This is a genomic window from Bacillus sp. JFL15 (genome assembly GCF_001184225.1).
Lineage (GTDB): Bacteria > Bacillota > Bacilli > Bacillales > Bacillaceae > Bacillus > Bacillus siamensis.
Genome location: NZ_KQ236689.1, coordinates 2238586 through 2255491, shown reverse-complemented (window position 1 = coordinate 2255491; position 16906 = coordinate 2238586). Strand labels below are relative to the sequence as shown.

At 47.9% G+C, this 16906-nt stretch carries 13 protein-coding genes; 3 read left to right on the top strand and 10 right to left on the bottom strand.

The window, feature by feature from the left end:
* Positions 1-12 precede the first annotated feature (12 nt).
* Together gatA and gatC are read right to left on the bottom strand one after the other, a co-directional pair.
* Positions 13-1470, bottom strand: coding sequence for an Asp-tRNA(Asn)/Glu-tRNA(Gln) amidotransferase subunit GatA (gene gatA, locus AD710_RS11300; protein WP_049628035.1), 1458 nt, complete (start codon positions 1468-1470; stop codon positions 13-15).
* Between the two features lie 14 nt (positions 1471-1484).
* Positions 1485-1775, bottom strand: coding sequence for an Asp-tRNA(Asn)/Glu-tRNA(Gln) amidotransferase subunit GatC (gene gatC, locus AD710_RS11295; protein WP_003155732.1), 291 nt, complete (start codon positions 1773-1775; stop codon positions 1485-1487).
* Between the two features lie 421 nt (positions 1776-2196).
* Here gatC and putP point away from each other — a divergent pair, with 421 nt between their 5' ends.
* Together putP and AD710_RS11285 are read left to right on the top strand one after the other, a co-directional pair.
* Positions 2197-3675, top strand: a complete 1479-nt coding sequence (gene putP, locus AD710_RS11290; protein WP_049628034.1) for a sodium/proline symporter PutP — start codon at positions 2197-2199, stop codon at positions 3673-3675.
* 179 nt (positions 3676-3854) lie between these two features.
* Positions 3855-4487, top strand: a complete 633-nt coding sequence (locus tag AD710_RS11285; protein ID WP_231595077.1) for an MgtC/SapB family protein — start codon at positions 3855-3857, stop codon at positions 4485-4487.
* A gap of 37 nt (positions 4488-4524) precedes the next feature.
* Here AD710_RS11285 and AD710_RS11280 read toward each other — a convergent pair whose 3' ends face one another.
* The 5 genes from AD710_RS11280 to AD710_RS11260 form a co-directional block, all read right to left on the bottom strand.
* Positions 4525-5520: a phosphotransferase enzyme family protein gene (locus AD710_RS11280; protein ID WP_049628033.1), complete on the bottom strand. Its 996-nt coding sequence runs from the start codon at positions 5518-5520 to the stop codon at positions 4525-4527.
* Between the two features lie 235 nt (positions 5521-5755).
* On the bottom strand, positions 5756-6952 hold the full coding sequence (locus AD710_RS11275) for a CamS family sex pheromone protein (RefSeq protein WP_016937002.1): 1197 nt from the start codon (positions 6950-6952) through the stop codon (positions 5756-5758).
* 15 nt (positions 6953-6967) lie between these two features.
* Positions 6968-8974: an NAD-dependent DNA ligase LigA gene (gene ligA / locus AD710_RS11270; RefSeq protein WP_049628032.1), complete on the bottom strand. Its 2007-nt coding sequence runs from the start codon at positions 8972-8974 to the stop codon at positions 6968-6970.
* 24 nt (positions 8975-8998) lie between these two features.
* Entirely contained in the window at positions 8999-11218 is a 2220-nt protein-coding gene (gene pcrA, locus AD710_RS11265; RefSeq protein WP_049628031.1) for a DNA helicase PcrA, read from the bottom strand.
* 57 nt (positions 11219-11275) lie between these two features.
* Positions 11276-11965, bottom strand: a complete 690-nt coding sequence (locus AD710_RS11260) for a heptaprenylglyceryl phosphate synthase (protein ID WP_045926641.1) — start codon at positions 11963-11965, stop codon at positions 11276-11278.
* 195 nt (positions 11966-12160) lie between these two features.
* On the opposite strand from AD710_RS11260, the gene AD710_RS11255 reads away from it, so the two are divergent.
* Positions 12161-13735: an FMN-binding glutamate synthase family protein gene (locus AD710_RS11255; RefSeq protein WP_049628030.1), complete on the top strand. Its 1575-nt coding sequence runs from the start codon at positions 12161-12163 to the stop codon at positions 13733-13735.
* 34 nt (positions 13736-13769) lie between these two features.
* Here the strand turns inward: AD710_RS11255 and AD710_RS11250 are convergent, their stop codons facing one another.
* From AD710_RS11250 to AD710_RS11240, 3 genes are read right to left on the bottom strand one after another with little or no spacing between them, the layout of a single operon-like run.
* Positions 13770-14081, bottom strand: coding sequence for a YerC/YecD family TrpR-related protein (locus tag AD710_RS11250; protein ID WP_003155745.1), 312 nt, complete (start codon positions 14079-14081; stop codon positions 13770-13772).
* On the bottom strand, positions 14068-15078 hold the full coding sequence (locus AD710_RS11245; protein ID WP_047476388.1) for a DUF3048 domain-containing protein: 1011 nt from the start codon (positions 15076-15078) through the stop codon (positions 14068-14070). Before AD710_RS11245 ends, AD710_RS11250 begins: the two co-directional genes overlap by 14 nt.
* 24 nt (positions 15079-15102) lie before the next feature.
* The gene (locus AD710_RS11240) at positions 15103-16845 is read right to left on the bottom strand and encodes an adenine deaminase (RefSeq protein ID WP_049628029.1); all 1743 of its coding nucleotides are present in this window, start codon (positions 16843-16845) and stop codon (positions 15103-15105) included.
* Positions 16846-16906: the final 61 nt, after the last annotated feature.

Sequence of the window (16906 nt, the reverse complement as noted above, 5' to 3'; positions counted from 1 at the left end):
TCATTTCACCCCTTACAGTTCAGGTTTCGCTTTATGATGATCTGTTGCCTGCTCAAAAGCATGAGCGACGCGGTATACAGTGCCTTCATCGAAGTGCTTTCCGATGATTTGCAGTCCGAGCGGCAGTCCGTTTGCAAATCCGCATGGCACGCTGATTCCCGGCACACCCGCGAGATTGACAGGGATTGTTAAAATATCGTTGGCGTACATTGTGAGCGGATCGCTGGTTTTTTCGCCGATTTTGAAAGCCGGTGTCGGCGTTGTCGGTCCGACGATGACATCGTATTTCTCAAAGACGTCTTCAAAATCTTTTTTAATGAGCGTGCGCACTTTTTGCGCTTTTTTGTAATACGCGTCATAGTAGCCTGAGCTGAGCGCGAAGGTGCCGAGCATAATGCGGCGCTTCACTTCGTTGCCGAAGCCTTCTGAGCGTGTCTGTTTATAAAGGTCGATCAGGTTGTCCGCATTGTCTGAGCGGTAGCCGTAGCGGATGCCGTCAAAGCGCGCAAGGTTCGCAGACGCTTCGGAAGATGACAGCAGATAATACGTCGCAAGCGCGTACTTACTGTGCGGCAGAGATACTTCTTCCCATGTCGCTCCAAGGTCTTCAAGCACTTTTAAAGCGGCTAAAACCGATTCTTTCGCTTCTTTGCCGACTCCTTCTCCGAGATATTCTTTCGGTACGGCGATTTTTAAGCCTTTAATGTCGCCAGTTAATGAAGAAAGAAAGTCCGGCACTTCGACATTGGCGCTCGTAGAGTCCATTTTGTCCGCGCCTGAAATCGCCTGAAGCAGGAATGCGTTATCTTCTACGTTTCTTGTGATTGGTCCGATCTGGTCTAATGAAGACGCAAAAGCGACCAAACCGTAACGCGACACGCGTCCGTATGTAGGCTTTAATCCGACGACGCCGCAGAAAGAAGCCGGCTGACGGATGGAGCCGCCCGTATCAGATCCGAGTGAGAACGGCACTTCGCCGGCTGCAACCGCAGCTGCGGAACCGCCGCTTGATCCGCCGGGAACCGTATCAAGATTCCAAGGGTTTTTCGTCGCTTTATACGCGGAGTTTTCAGTAGAAGAACCCATCGCGAACTCGTCCATATTCAGCTTTCCGATCGTGACGGCTTCAGCGGCCTGAAGGCGCTCCACTACCGTCGCATCGTAAATCGGATCGAAGTTTTCGAGGATTTTGCTTGAGCATGTTGTGCGAAGCCCTTTTGTCACGATGTTGTCTTTGACGCCGATCGGCATTCCGAAAAGAAGACCGTGTTCAGACCGGCCGTCAACCGCTTCGTCAAGCTCTTTCGCGTAAGCGCGGGCTCTTTCTTCGTCAAGCTGCAAAAACGCCTGCACCTTATCATCCACGGATGCGATCCGTTTGTAAGATTCGTCAACAAGATCGGAAATCTTGATGTCTTTATTATGTATCATTTGTTTCAGTTCTGTGATTTTGTGATCAAATAATGACATACTGTCTCCCTCCTTTAATCCAGAATAGATGGCACACGGACATAGCCGTCTTTATGATCGGGAGCATTCTTCATGACATCCTCGACCGGAAGGCCTTTACCCGCTTCATCTTCTCTCATTACGTTTTTCATTTTCAGTACGTGTGTTGTCGGTTCCACGTTATCCGTGTCTACTTCATTAAGCTCCTCGGCAAACGAGATGATGCTGTCAAGCTGTTCTGTGAACATTTCAGCTTCTTCATCCGTAATGGCAAGTCTCGCCAAATGAGCGACATGTTTTACTTCTTCTATAGAAATTCGTGACATAAGATCCACCTCCGCATAATTCTCCGTTTCGTCATATAATACAGATCATATCAAAAACGAGCCCTCTAAAGCAACAAAACGCCGCCTCCTGAGGCATGATGAAACCCTCTCTATTTTATCCTAAATCGGGGAGAAAGAGAAACGAATTATATGTCAGAAAATTTTTACTTTTATAATTTATTGGTAGCGTTTTCATCTTTAAGCTGTTCTATGTTGCCGGGGATTTTTTCCTTGAATGGGCCAGGTTTCGAGAGTTGATTGATCGGGGATACTTTGTTAGGTTTAGTAACCATAGCCTGCACAAAATCATGCATTCGGCATGTCATGATGACTAAAGGCTTGCCGCCGGCGCAAAAGTCCGGCACTACTAATCTGCAGAGGTGATGCAACATTTACTTAAAAGAAGAGAGGGTCCAGAAACGTGAGTATTGAATTAATTATATCTCTTGGCATTTACTTTGCTGCCATGCTGTTAATCGGCTGGTACGCATTCAGAAAGACAACGAATATTAATGATTACATGCTGGGCGGAAGAGGACTCGGCCCGTTCGTAACGGCGCTGTCCGCAGGTGCGGCGGACATGAGCGCATGGATGCTGATGGGGGTTCCCGGCGCAATGTTCGCAACGGGATTATCGACCTTATGGCTGGCGCTCGGTTTGACGATCGGCGCATATTCAAATTATCTGCTGCTTGCTCCGAGGCTGCGCGCCTATACGGAAGTTGCGGATGATGCGATTACGATTCCCGATTTCTTCGATAAACGGTTCCGCCATTCGTCATCATTGCTGAAAATCGTTTCCGCCGTGATTATTATGATCTTTTTCACACTGTACACATCGTCCGGAATGGTATCCGGAGGCAGGTTATTTGAATCGGCATTCGGCGCCGACTACAAATTCGGTTTGTTTTTAACGGCCGGTGTTGTTGTGCTTTACACGCTGTTTGGCGGTTTCCTTGCTGTCAGTCTGACTGACTTCGTACAGGGAGCGATCATGTTTGCGGCATTAGTGCTTGTGCCGATCGTTGCTTTTACCCAGCTCGGGAGCGTGTCAACGACGATTGATTCGATCAACGCCGTTAACCCGAAACTATTGGATATCTTTAAAGGCGCGAGCGTCATTAGCATTATTTCTTACTTGGCATGGGGACTCGGCTATTACGGCCAGCCTCATATCATCGTACGATTTATGGCGATTAAAGAAGTGAAGGATTTAAAACCCGCCCGCAGAATCGGGATGAGCTGGATGGTTATTTCAGTTGTCGGTTCACTGCTTACCGGGATTATCGGGGTTGCGTATTCTCATCACTTCGGGGTCTCCGTAAAAGATCCGGAAACGATTTTCATTATTTTTTCTAAAATCTTGTTCCATCCGCTGATTACGGGCTTCCTGCTGTCCGCGATTTTAGCGGCGATTATGAGTTCCATCTCCTCACAGCTTCTCGTAACAGCAAGCGCCATTACGGAAGATTTATACCGCGCCTTTTTCAGACGGGAAGCGAGCGATAAAGAATTGGTCATGACCGGACGCCTGTCAGTATTAATCGTGGCCGTGATCGCCATCCTGCTTTCCATGAATCCGAACAGCACCATTCTTGATCTGGTCGGATATGCGTGGGCAGGCTTCGGTTCGGCCATCGGTCCGGCGCTCCTTCTCAGTCTGTACTGGAAACGGATGAATGAATGGGGAGCGCTTGCGGCGATGATTACCGGAGCTGCGGCCGTTCTAATCTGGATTACGACGGGGCTTGCCGCTTCAACCGGCATATACGAAATCATTCCGGGGTTCTTCCTCAGTCTGATTGCCGGTATTGCCGTCAGCCTGCTGACCAAAAAACCGGCCGATGCTTCTTATCAGCTGTTCAGCCGGATGGAAGCTCTTTTGAAAAAGAAGAAATAGACAAAAAGCCGTCAGATTTTATCCCTGACGGCTTTTTTCTTCCGCACTTGTCCTGCTATAAATACTGTGAGAAAATCATATCAATTTACTATAAGAAAACTGCGGAGGTGCTGTGCAAATTGAGCTGGCCTATCGATCCGGACATTTTATTAAAACTGGGCATTGCCACGCTGATCGGGATGATCATCGGTCTTGAGCGCGAGCTGAAAAATAAACCGCTCGGACTGAAAACCTGTATCGTCATCGCCGTCAGCTCCTGTATGCTGACGATCGTCAGCATTAATGCGGCCTATCATTTTCCGAAATATTACCGTATCATGATGGATCCGCTCCGTCTCCCCGCCCAAATCATTTCCGGCGTCGGCTTTATCGGTGCGGGCGTGATTCTGCGTAAAAGCAATGACGTCATTTCCGGCCTGACGACATCGGCTATCATCTGGGGTGCAGCCGGACTGGGTCTGGCCACAGGCGCCGGCTTTTATAAGGAGGCGTTCGCAAGCCTCTTGTTTATCCTGATCAGCGTCGAGTTTCTTCCATGGCTGATCAGAAAAATCGGCCCCAACCGCTTGAAGGAGAAAGATATCCGCGTGAGGATGTCTCTTTCCGACAAAGACAAAATGACCGAGATTTTAAAGGAAATGAAAAGCAAACAGCTCCGCATTCACTCCGTCCGGATAGATGATCTGCATGAAAAGGAATTTCCGATTATGGAAGTAAAAATCAGCGTTCATAAAAACCGCTACACCACGGACGTGTATTATGATATTAAAGAAATTCAGGGTGTCGTCGGAGTGAAATGCGATACGTTATAAAAAAACGCCGGACTGATGTCAGCCGGCGTTTTTCTATTTATACGAATGCAGAAAAATGATATTCAGTAATCGGTGTTTCGTTTTCAATATCGCGTCTGAAGCCTTTCAGCATCTCAAGCTCTTCATCTCCGAGTGAGTCTAGGTCAAACGCCTGATGCAATAATCCGTAGATCAGCATATGGCGCAGCCGGAGGAAATCCGGGATTTTTTCAAGCCAGGCGGGATCAAGGTCATTTTCTTCCCTGTAGCCTTTCATAAAGTGTGTCATGAATTCACCCGTAAACGCGGCCTTGTCTTCATACGGGATGACCGGATACCACAACATGTTGTACAGCAAAATACTGATATCATTCACAAACCAATTGTAGCCGATATCATCAAAATCAAAGGCAGTAATTTTTCCGTTGTCCCAGTTGAAATTGCCATGATGCAAATCGGCGTGCACCAAACCGTAGCTTTCCGGGTTCTTCGGCAATTTCCGCAGTTCCTCCATTAAAGCATCCGCCCGCTCGAATACAAGATGCTGATCTGCGGGCACGTATTTTCTCAGCTTCAGCTGCTCCTCTTCGTCCCATTCCTGCCTTTTATATTTCGGGTCGCTCGGACGGTAGCTTTTCGTCAGCCGATGCATGTTCCCCGTATACTTGCCAAGCTCATAAAACAGAGTTCCGTTCCAGTCTGATTCATCTACTTTATGGCCCGGCGCTTTTTCGTAGACTCTTAATAAAAACGCTCCGCCTTTTCCATCCGGCACTTCTTCGACATCTCTGCCATTTAATGAAGGAATCGGTTTTGCTGCTGAAAGCCCTCCCTTTGTGAGATGATGAAGCCATTCTATTTCTCCCAGAATATATTCCGGTGTTCTGCGGATCGTATGCGTAATTTTTAAAATATAAGGTTCGTTATCTTTCACAATTTCATATACGTAGTTCTCTGCGTCTGCGATAAATTGAAATTTGGTAAAGCCGTATATTTCACCGGCTTTAGCGAGCACCTTATCTTCCTCAAAAACCGCTTTAATATCTTTATGCATGCTGATTCACCCTCTTCATATCTTTTGGCAGTGATATGTGTACTCAGCATAAGTCATTCATCAACATCCCGCCCTTCTTTTTGTTCCTAACAGATTAGTAACTTCCGCCTATAAACAAAAAAGTTTTTCCTGTTAATCCTTATTTATACAAATATCTTAACATACGTCACTGCTCTCACCAACGATATATACAAGAAAAACCCTTGCTCATAAAGAAATGAACAAGGGCGCTTAATTAATCGTAAATATGGACGGTCGGTTCTTTGTCACCCGCATTTCGGACGATCAGCGCTTCCTGGCCGTCTGACGAGGTGATATTGATTTCAACATCGACTGAGCCTTTTGAATAATAATCCATAAGCTCACCCGTTAAGTATTGGGTAAAGGCGATGACTTCGCTTTTACCGTAAAATTGCATCGGGATTTCTATTTTCATTTTTCTCATTTCATCATTTTCGTACATCGCCGTTCCGACTACTCCGGTGTAGTTCGGGAAGTAGCTGTCGATCGCGTTTTTGAAGCGTTTAAACACTTCGGAATCGTCAGGGTATTTCTTTGCCGTGTCTGTATCCGCCGGATAGAACACGTATTTTTCTTTGACATCATCCCAGTTTGAAATGGTGGATGAGCCGGCTTTGACTTCTGTTTTTGCAATGTAATTTCCCGGTACGATTGATGTTTTCGGCGCTTGTTTATAAAGGGCGACGGTAATCGGCACATTTTTCAGGTTATCCATTTTCCGGAGACGGTTAACGACTTCCTGGGCGATTTCTTCCCCGTGGCTGCGGATCGTTTTGTCGCTGAGCTCTACTTCCTGCTGCGGATCACCGGTTTTTTCGCGGTAATAGTAAACAGAGTTGAGAGCGAGACCGATCATGACACCGCCAAGCTGGATGGAATTTTTATCTTTTCTTACTAAGTAATCCTGTTCAAGCATAGACGCTAAGTAAATCGGGCTGTTTTCGTTTTTCTCTTTTGCCGATCCCGAACTTGGCAGCACCGGGTTTAATCCGAGATTCTGGAAATTGGCGTCTGCCTTTTTCGCCTTTTTCAGATCACTGCCTTCTTTTTTGCGGTCAAGCCAGCTGAGTACCGTATCCTCATCTAAATACTGGCCTTCCTGATACAAATAATCATCTGTCGGGAACGTGTCTTGGGCGAGCCGCATCAGCCCCGTCTCGAATTCATCGATGTCCAGCCTCGTATTCAGCCGGTCCGCGGTCAGGCCGCGCGCTTTTCCGGCCTTAAACGGAAGCACCATCTTATAGTAGGAATCAGAGATATTATATTTCGGTATGATCGCTTTTTCAGAAGACTTTGCGGTTTTCTGCGTGATCTCTTCCTCTTTTTTTCCTCCGAAACTCGGCGAACAGGCTGACAGCATCAATACTGCCGCGGTCGCCGTCGCCGCCAATGCCAACATCTTTTTCAATAGAAAACACTCCTCTTATTTCTTTAGCTCTCCCAATAGCTGTGCTTCATTCCATACTTCAATGTTTAATTCCTGCGCTTTTTCCAGCTTGCTTCCGGCTGCTTCTCCGGCGATCACCAAGTCTGTTTTTTTGCTGACAGATCCCGTCAGCTTTCCGCCGAGCGCTTCGATCTGCGCTTTGGCTTCATTTCTGGACAGCTCTTCAAGCTTTCCGGTTAACACGATGGTTTTTCCGGCAAAATAAGAGTCGCTGTCCTCCGCTTTTACTTTTTTCGGGCCTTTATAGAGTGTGTTCACACCGAGCTCTTCCAGTTCATTCAAAAGCTCAAGCATTTCTTCTTTTCGGAAGTAGGTGATGACGGCATCAGCCATCTTTTCACCGATTTCGTCTACTGCAAGCAGCTCTTCCTCTGTGGCTTGTTTCAGATTTTCCAGGCTTTCAAAATGCATGGCCAGTGTTTTGGCCGCTTTTGAGCCGATAAAACGGATGCCGAGACCGAACAGCAGCCGTTCCAGCGAATTCTCTTTCGACTTTTGGATGGAGCTGATCAGATTGTCAGTTGATTTTTCCCCCATCCGCTCAAGCCGGATGACCTGTTCTTTTGTCAGCTTATATAAATCAGCGACATTACGGACGAGATGTTCACGGAAAAGCTGTGTGATGACACGTTCTCCGAGGCCGTCAATATTCATCGCGTTGCGTGAGACAAAATGAATCAGGCCTTCTCTGATTTGCGCCGGGCATTCCGGGTTGATACAGCGCAGCGCGACCTCTCCTTCAATGCGGACAAGTTCGCTTCCGCACTCAGGGCAGCTGGTCGGCATATTGAATTCTTTTTCTTCTCCGGTCCGCTGTTCAACTAAGACATTGACGACCTCAGGGATGATATCGCCCGCTTTTTTGACGACCACTTTATCGAGAATGCGGATATCCTTCTCTTTAATTAAATCTTCGTTATGAAGGGATGCTCTTGAGACCGTCGTCCCCGCGACTTTTACCGGCTCCAGGACGGCTGTCGGCGTAATGACGCCCGTTCTTCCGACATTCAGTTCGATATCGAGCAGTTTTGTCACGACTTCTTCTGCCGGGAATTTATAAGCAATCGCCCAGCGCGGGCTTTTTGCCGTATACCCGAGCTCTTCCTGCTGATCGAGCGAATCCACCTTGATGACGATTCCGTCAATTTCATACGGGAGATCGGCCCGCTTCGCCTGCAGCTCTTCGATCATTTCAATCACTTCATCTATCGTGGCGCATTTTTTCCGTTCCTGGTTTGTTTTAAAACCGAGCTCATCCAGAAAATCCAGGCCTTGACTCTGTGTTTCCACACCCATTTCGTCAAGCTCCGCTATACTGTAGACGAAAATGTCAAGATTTCGTTTCGCTGCAATTTTCGGATCGAGCTGCCGGAGTGAGCCCGCAGCCGCATTCCGGGGATTGGCAAACGGCTCTTCTTCATGTTTCAGCCGTTCTTCGTTGAGTGCTTCGAATGACTGTTTCGGCATGTACGCCTCTCCGCGCACTTCTATGGAGAGGTTCCGTTTCATTTTCAGCGGAATGTTTCGGATCGTTTTTAAGTTTTCCGTAATATCTTCGCCCGTCGTTCCGTCTCCTCTTGTCGCGCCTCTGACGAAATAGCCGTCTTCATAACGGAGAGAAACAGCAAGACCGTCTATTTTCAGCTCCACATTGTAAGCGACGCTGTCACCGACAGCCTGACGGACGCGGCGGTCAAAATCGCGAAGATCGTCATCGTTAAATGCGTTGCCGAGACTGAGCATCGGCGTGCCGTGCTGCACCTTTTGAAACGACTCAAGCACCGCTCCTCCGACCCGCTGTGTGGGCGAATCAGGCGTTCTGAGCTCCGGGTGCTCTTCTTCTATGGCCATCAGCTCCTGCATCAGTCTGTCGTACTCAGAATCCGGCACGCTCGGTTCATCTAGGGTGTAGTATTCATAACTGTACTGATCGATGGTGCGGCGCAATTCTTCTGCCCGGTGTTTCGCTGTTTCTTTGTCCATCATGTTCTTCCTTTCCTCTTCAGGTTACTGCTTTTCAATCGGCGCAAAAGCGGCAAGCAGACGTTTCACGCCGACTGGGCTCGGGAATGCGATATCAAGCTCTGTGCTTTCGCCTTCTCCTTTTACGCTGACAACCGTTCCGGTGCCCCATTTTTTATGGCCCGCTTTATCGCCGACCGCCCAGCTGAGCGAGTCGCCGCCTGTTTTGTTCGCGTAGGAAACAGGACGGGATACGGGCCCGCGTTTCGGCTGTACTTTTCTTCCCGGCTGCATGCGCGGGGTTTTCTTCTCATTTAGGTTCTCCAATAAATCGTCAGGTATTTCCCTGATAAAGCGGGATTCCGGATTCATATTGGTGCGCCCGAACAAGGTGCGCATTTTGGCATTCGTTAAGTACAGTTCTTCTTCCGCCCTCGTAATGCCTACATATGCGAGCCTGCGCTCTTCTTCCATCTCGGCTTCTTCCATCAGGGAGCGGCTGTGCGGGAATACGCCTTCCTCCATGCCCATTAAGAACACGACAGGAAATTCAAGCCCCTTAGCGGCGTGCAGCGTCATTAACGTGACGGCATCCTTTCCGCCCGATTCCTCTTCCTTCTGGTCGAGCTGGTCAATATCCGCAATCAGCGCCAGATCGGTGAGAAACGCGACGAGAGACTTGTCTTCGCTTTTTTGTTCGAAGTTTTTCGTGACAGAAAGAAACTCGTCGATATTTTCAAGACGGCTCTGGGCCTCAATAGACTTTTCAGCCTTCAGCATTTCTCTGTATTCCGTTTTATCGAGAATTTCTTCCGTGAGTTCTGTAATGGACAGGTAATCCTGCATATTCGTCAGATTTTCAATCATCGCACCAAAGCCGTCAAGCGCGTTTGCCGCTTTCGCGCTGACGCCGATGAAATCAATCTGTTTGATCGCCTGGAACATTGACATGCCGTTCATCGCCGCGTATGAAGCGATTTTTTCAAGCGAAGTGGCGCCGACGCCCCGTTTCGGCACATTGACGATCCGTGTAAAACTGATGTCATCGTCCGGGTTTGACACAAGGCGCAGATACGCGAGAATGTCTTTAATTTCTTTCCTGTCGTAGAACTTGGTTCCGCCGACGATATTGTAGTTCAGACCGGCTTTTAAAAGGGTTTCCTCGATAACGCGCGACTGGGCGTTTGTCCGGTATAAAATCGCGATATCGGAAAGCTTCCGCCGGCCTGAGCTGTTCAGCTCATAAATTTTGCCCGCGACGAATTGGCCTTCGCCGAATTCATTGTCGCCGCTGTAATAAGCAAGCTTGACGCCTTCGTCATTCTCCGTCCAAAGATTTTTCGGCTTGCGGTTTGAGTTGTTTTTGATCACTTCGTTGGCCGCCTGCAGAATCCGCTTTGTCGAGCGGTAGTTTTGTTCGAGCAGAATCACGTTTGCGCTTGGATAATCTTTTTCAAAGGAAAGGATATTTGCGATATCCGCCCCGCGCCATCTGTAAATGGACTGGTCGGAATCACCGACGACGCAGATATTTTCAAGACGGGCCGCAAGCTGCTTAACGAGCAGGTATTGCGCTCTGTTCGTATCCTGATACTCGTCTACGTGAATGTACTGGAATTTGCGCTGATAAAACTCAAGCACTTCCGGCACACGCTCGAAAAGCTTGATCGTCGTCATGATTAAATCATCAAAATCGAGCGATTGGTTTTTCAGCAGTTTTTTCTGATAATCGGTATACACGTCACTCGTGACCTGATCGTAGTAGCCGCCGGCCGTTTTTGCGAATTCCTCAGGTTCGATCAGCTCGTTTTTGGCGCTGCTGATCGAGCCTAAAATACTTCTCGGATCAAACTTTTTCGGGTCAATATTCCGCTCTTTCAGAATCCCTTTAATAACGGAAAGCTGATCAGCCGTATCAAGAATGGAGAAGTTTCGGTTGATGCCGATTCTGTCAATGTCCCTGCGCAGAATCCGCACGCACATGCTGTGGAAGGTGGATATCCAGATTTCATCCGCGCCTGGGCCGAGAATGCTCTCCACCCGCTCCTTCATTTCTCTGGCGGCTTTATTTGTAAATGTAATCGCCAGAATATTCCACGGCGCCACGTGTTTTTCCGCCATTAAGTACGCGATTCTGTGCGTCAGCACCCGTGTTTTTCCGCTTCCCGCACCTGCCATCAGAAGCAGCGGACCGTCCGTCGTCTTGACCGCTTCCTGCTGAACGGGATTTAATCCGCTTAATAATTGATTGCTAATGTAATTCATATCCGTTCACCGCCTATCAAACATATGTTCTATCATAAATCAAATTCGTCCGCTTGGCTACTTTGTCTTTACAGCCGCCACCGTTTTGAGCGCCTGATCAAAATCTTCATATACGGCATTTCCCACAACGATGACATCGGCATGACGGCTGAACCGTTCCGCCGTTTCCGCGTCTTTAATGCCGCCGCCGTAAAACAGGACGGACTTGTCCAGCACAGCCTTCGTTTTCTCTACTGTTTCTATGTCCGCCAGCATCCCGCTGTATTCCAGATAAAAAATCGGGAGATGAAGCAAATTCTCCGCGACCCGCGCATAGGCGAGAATATCTTCTGTTTCTATATGTGTATCCGCCTCCGTCAAAGCGGCCGCCTTACAATCGGGGTTGACGATGCAATAGCCCTCCGTCACGATTTCCTCCATTGACATGAGCTCGCCGTATTCTTTCATCGCCTGGTGGTGCATGCCGACAATCCAGTCCGCATTTTTGCTGTTAAGCACACTCGGAATGAAATAAAGATCAAACCCGGGCACAATGGAATCAATCGTTGACACTTCAAGTACGCACGGCACTAAAAACCGCCGCACCTTTGACATCAGCCTCAGCACATTGTCCTCGGTGACATTGTCGCTTCCTCCGATCACAATGGCGTCAGTCCCTGATTCACAAAGCCGTTCCAGCTGTTCATCCGGTAAATCTTTATTCGGATCGAGTTTAAAAACGTGCTTCCACTCGTTAACATCGTACATGCGTTTTCGTTCCTCCATTCGTTTCTTGCCATTTAAACATTATAACAAATTCATTTGGCCCGGAAAAACGGAAAAAGACGTCATTCACCTGATTCACAAAAAAAGATTGCGCTCCGCCTGCAGGGATACGGCTATGTTTCAAAAAAGACAAAATGTGGAATGTCAAAGAGAAAAAAGGCAAGGAGTCTGATTTCAATGGAACAAGCCATTATCATACTGATTTGTATATTAATTTTGATTATTTTAGTTCCCGCCGCATTGTTTCTTTGGATATACATAAGAGACGAAAAGCAGGAAGAGCATTCAGTGCTGCGCAATTATCCCGTAACGGGAAAGCTGCGTTATATATTTGAAAAAATCGGGCCTGAGCTGCGGCAGTATTTGTTCAGCAATGATAACGAAGAACAGCCGTTTTCCCGGAGAGAATATGAACAGACAGTCATGTCGGGAAAGTATAAAAGCAGAATGATGGGCTTCGGATCGGAACGGGATTTCGATCAGCCGGGCTATTATATCCGTAACGCCCTCTTCCCGAAACAAAGGGAGGAACTGCGCACAGATCAGACGCCGAAGATCGAGACGATGGTATACAAGATTGACAAAGACAATCTGCTGAAGCGCAGCGAGCACCGTGAAAAAGCGAAAGCAGACCCTTATTACCTGCATCCGGACGATGTGCAAGTAATCGGCCGTGACACATGCAAGAAGCCGTTTTATGTAAAAGGATTAATCGGACAATCAGCGATGAGCTACGGCTCACTTGGCGACCGGGCAATTACCGCCCTGTCAAAAGGGCTGCACCAAGCCGGAGGCACATGGATGAATACAGGCGAAGGCGGCCTGTCAGAGTATCATCTGAAAGGCGGCGCGGATATTATCTGCCAAATCGGCCCGGGGCTGTTCGGCGTCCGCACCGAAGAAGGAGAATTTTCCTGGGAAGAATTTAAGAAAAAAAGCCGTCTCGAGCAGATTAAAGCCTTTGAATTAAAGCTTGCGCAAGGGGCGAAAGCAAGAGGCGGGCATATTGACGGCTCAAAGGTGACCGAAGAAATTGCCGCCATCAGGAATGTGCAGCCCGGACAATCCATTGACAGTCCCAACCGCTTCAACGAATTTTCAAATGTACCGGACATGCTTGATTTCATTGAGAAATTAAGGACTGTCGGTGAAAAACCGGTCGGCATTAAAATTGTCCCCGGCAGCCGCAAAGACCTTGAAGATCTTATTTCCTGCATGAGTTCATCAGGCAAACATCCCGACTTTATTACGATTGACGGCAGTGAAGGGGGAACCGGTGCTTCTTTCCATGAGCTGGCGGATTCCGTCGGCCTGCCGATTCTGACCGGCCTCCCCCTTGTTGACGGCCTTTTGAAGACATACGGTATAAGGGATAAGCTGAAAATTTTCGCATCCGGAAAGCTGCTCACTCCGGATAAGATTGCCGTCGCCCTCGCGCTAGGCGCGGATTTTGTCAATATTGCCCGGGGAATGATGTTTTCAGTCGGCTGTATCCGTGCTCAAGTATGCCACACCAATCATTGTCCTGTCGGAGTGGCGACAACCGATCCAAAACTTCAGCGCGCGCTCAGTATCGAAGACAAACAGCACCGCGTCTGCAACTACGTGCTTTCCTTGCGTGAAGGGCTGTTTCACCTTGCCGCCGCGGCGGGCATCAGCTCGCCGATTCATTTCTCAGCTGAACACATCGTATACCGGGAGAAAGACGGAAGCCTGAGGGAACTTCCCGGCCTTATGGATCAGCACGCATAAAAAAACCGCCTGCCGTCACCGGCAGGTCGGTTTTTTACGTTGCTGAGGAAGATTCCCCTTTGTTTACACGGTCAAGCGCCATTTCATAGGCGTCATTTCCGTAATTTAAGCAGCGCTTCACTCGGGAAATCGTCGCTGTGGAAGCACCCGTTTCACTTTCAATTTTGTGATACGTATTTCCTTCGCGGAGCATTCTTGCCACTTCCAAACGCTGCGCCAGCGATTGAATTTCATTAATCGTACAAAGATCGTCAAAGAAACGATAGCATTCCTCCAGATCTTTCAGCGATAAAATAGATAAAAATAACTGGTCCAGTTCTTTTCCGCGTAATTTATCGATTTGCATCGTCAAACACTTCTCCTTTACTAATGGAAGCTGCATCGAGATCAGGAACGATATTAATCCATGTCTTTCCCGGCACAAACGGAAGAATCTCACCGCCTTTAACGGGCAGAATACGGCCGTCTTTGTATTCCCAGTCTGACTCAATAACATCGCCGTGCTGAAGCAGGAGGCCTTTCCCTCCTGATTGAATATCGATGGCCCGCCTTCCATCTTTGTCTGTCATGCGATGGCCGGCTTCAACAATAAAAATGTTGCGCATGGCTAAAGGCTTTCCGGTCTCCCGGTCTGTCGCTTTCACACCATCAGAGCTTCTTGTATAAGTATCAGCTTTTTTATCATAATCGTATTCGACAAGATTTGTAACGTTTTGTGTTCCATAATCTATCCGAATATTGTAGGTTTCGTTTCCGGGTTTTGCTTCTGATGTCTGAAATGGAAGCGGTTTTGTTTTTCCGTTCAGCTTGTATCCTTTTTGTTCCGCCGCCTTTCTGATATTGTCATAAGACGTGTAGGAATTGTGGGGCGGCTTGCTGAAATCGGCCCGCCAAAACAGGCTTCCGTCAAAATCCAAACCGTTTATATAATCGTAAGCACCGGACTCCAGCTGCTTTTTAGCGCCGGGACTCCAGCCATGATGGATAAATATGCTGTTAAACCCGCTGCTGAGGGTGACAAAGTATTCCCTCGCGCTCCGCACAGGCCCGACCGTTTCCGGCATCTCACTCTGAAAAATCGCGAGAAACCGCGTAATCCTGCCTTCCGCGAGCGCTTCGATGACAACATCCGCCTTTGACAGCCCGGATTGGGGCCTCGCCTTCGGATGATTGTTCACTATAACTGCAATCGGACGGCGTTCTGCAAGCTTCCGCTCAGTTTTCAACCCCGTTAAAGGAGCTTCCGCCTCTTTCGGCTTCACCTGATCGGCATCATTCTGCCGGCAGGCGGCAAGCAGCAAAAACGCAAAACAAAGCATACAAACGGTTTTCCATCTTTTCATATGTCGGCTCCCTGCTTTTATATTTTAACGCATTATCGATGGAAAGAGTACAGTTTTTTTCATCACGTCGAATATTCCTCTCGGCGTAATGCGAATATAAGGCAGGTGTGTGCTCTGCAAAAAGAGCAGCGTATAGATCGGATCGCAGAATCGGTAGCCCCGCTCCTCAAGCAAAGTCCTCAGCTTTTGTTCTTTTTCAAGCACGTCTTCAAAACTCTCCGCAGATGCAGAACCGTTCAAGGCAAGGGGAATTTCATGAAGAATCTTCCCGTTTTCGGCAAGCACGATTCCGCCGCCGATTTCTTTCATCCGTGAGAAAGCAAGCAGGATATCTTCCTTATTCTTTCCGGCAGCGATAATATCTCCGGTTGTCGTGTAAGAACTGACAAAGCCCTGCACCCGCTCGGCAAAACCTTTCAGCATTGTATTGACCCTCCATTTTCCATGCTTATCGAGAAGCGTGAGGTAACTTTCATCATGATCAAAAGAAAGCTGGTCAACAGAATTATCAATCGCAATCATATACGGCTCCATAATGACCGCGTTGCGCATTTTCACACCCATCGGCATTGAAAACTGTAAATCATCCATCGTCATATCATATGAAAGCTCAAGAGGGACAAGACCGCCTCTTTTCCAATCCGTTTTTGTAAACGCCTTCATATTTCGGCCGTCTTCTTTCAGCAGGATGCCTTTAGAGATCACCGTGACCGGGTCCGGATTCATCGGGTCGTCAAGAATGTTCAATGAGGCAAGCCGTCCCGGACCGACCACACCGAGAAAGTCATCCATCTGATAATACTTCGCGATATTAAAAGACGCCATATTGTAGGCGTCAATCGCCGGAACCCCTTCCTCCAAAGCGATTTTGATCAATTCATTCGTCATGCCGCCTTTATAAAAATGCGGCGCCGCCCCATCCGTCGTGTAAAAGAAATGATCATAATGCCGGAAGCCTTTTTGATGGAGATCCTGCAATATCGTTCTCAAATCAGGGCGGATGGATGAATGTCTGAGTGAAACATAGTAGCCCAATTCAAGCCGTCTCATCACCTCGTCACCATTCATGGCCTCGTGGTCGGAATCAGCTCCGAACAGTTTCATCTTCGTCAATGTTTTCTCAGAAGCGCCGGGAAAATGCCCTTCAATCCGCTTGCGCAGTTTTTTCGTCGCCTGCATGCAATGAAGCATTAAGTCATCGCCGTCCATCAGGCGCGGCCACCCGGTCAATTCTCCGCCTTGAATGACATCCGGGTGCTCAATCCATTGTTTGCGGACATCATAAGAAAGCAGCTGATCCTCATTCAGCACTTCTGTCTGCAGGTCGTATCTGGACCACCAGAAATATTGCACCGGCTGTTTTTTCAGTTCCTCTAATATAGTAAGCGCTTTCTTTTTACCGCTGTTCAAAAGAAAAAACAAGTTATCATTAACAAACGTCGTTGTTCCGAATTGAGACACATATTCGGCGAGCGTTTGGGGATTATATATTTGAAAAGGATGTGTATGCGGTTCAATGTAACCTGGCACAATGTATTTTCCTTCACAATTTATGGTATGAATGTGCTCTGCTGCATCAGGAATCTCATCACCAACATATACAATTCGGTCTCCGTAAATCCAGACGTTCTTTTTCAGCCATTGTTTTAAAAAAGGATTTAATACGAGAGCATCCCGTAAAAGCAGCGTTGGAAGCAGCTTTGAGTCTACAACATCCGCCTGTGATCTGATGTCTTTATTTTTCCAGTTAAAGGTACGTTCGGACATTCACATACTCTCCTTCGCTTATATTAGACCCATCGTATCACATCCGCACAATTATCGCACG

Bases quoted from the DNA above. Each gene is read 5' to 3' on its own strand.
- gatA (WP_049628035.1), bottom strand. From the start codon at position 1,470: ATGTCATTATTTGATCACAAAATCACAGAACTGAAACAAATGATACAT.
- gatC (WP_003155732.1), bottom strand. From the start codon at position 1,775: ATGTCACGAATTTCTATAGAAGAAGTAAAACATGTCGCTCATTTGGCG.
- AD710_RS11285 (WP_231595077.1), top strand. From the start codon at position 3,855: ATGATCATCGGTCTTGAGCGCGAGCTGAAAAATAAACCGCTCGGACTG.
- AD710_RS11280 (WP_049628033.1), bottom strand. From the start codon at position 5,520: ATGCATAAAGATATTAAAGCGGTTTTTGAGGAAGATAAGGTGCTCGCT.
- ligA (WP_049628032.1), bottom strand. From the start codon at position 8,974: ATGGACAAAGAAACAGCGAAACACCGGGCAGAAGAATTGCGCCGCACC.
- pcrA (WP_049628031.1), bottom strand. From the start codon at position 11,218: ATGAATTACATTAGCAATCAATTATTAAGCGGATTAAATCCCGTTCAG.
- AD710_RS11260 (WP_045926641.1), bottom strand. From the start codon at position 11,965: ATGTACGATGTTAACGAGTGGAAGCACGTTTTTAAACTCGATCCGAAT.
- AD710_RS11255 (WP_049628030.1), top strand. From the start codon at position 12,161: ATGGAACAAGCCATTATCATACTGATTTGTATATTAATTTTGATTATT.
- AD710_RS11250 (WP_003155745.1), bottom strand. From the start codon at position 14,081: ATGCAAATCGATAAATTACGCGGAAAAGAACTGGACCAGTTATTTTTA.
- AD710_RS11245 (WP_047476388.1), bottom strand. From the start codon at position 15,078: ATGAAAAGATGGAAAACCGTTTGTATGCTTTGTTTTGCGTTTTTGCTG.
- AD710_RS11240 (WP_049628029.1), bottom strand. From the start codon at position 16,845: ATGTCCGAACGTACCTTTAACTGGAAAAATAAAGACATCAGATCACAG.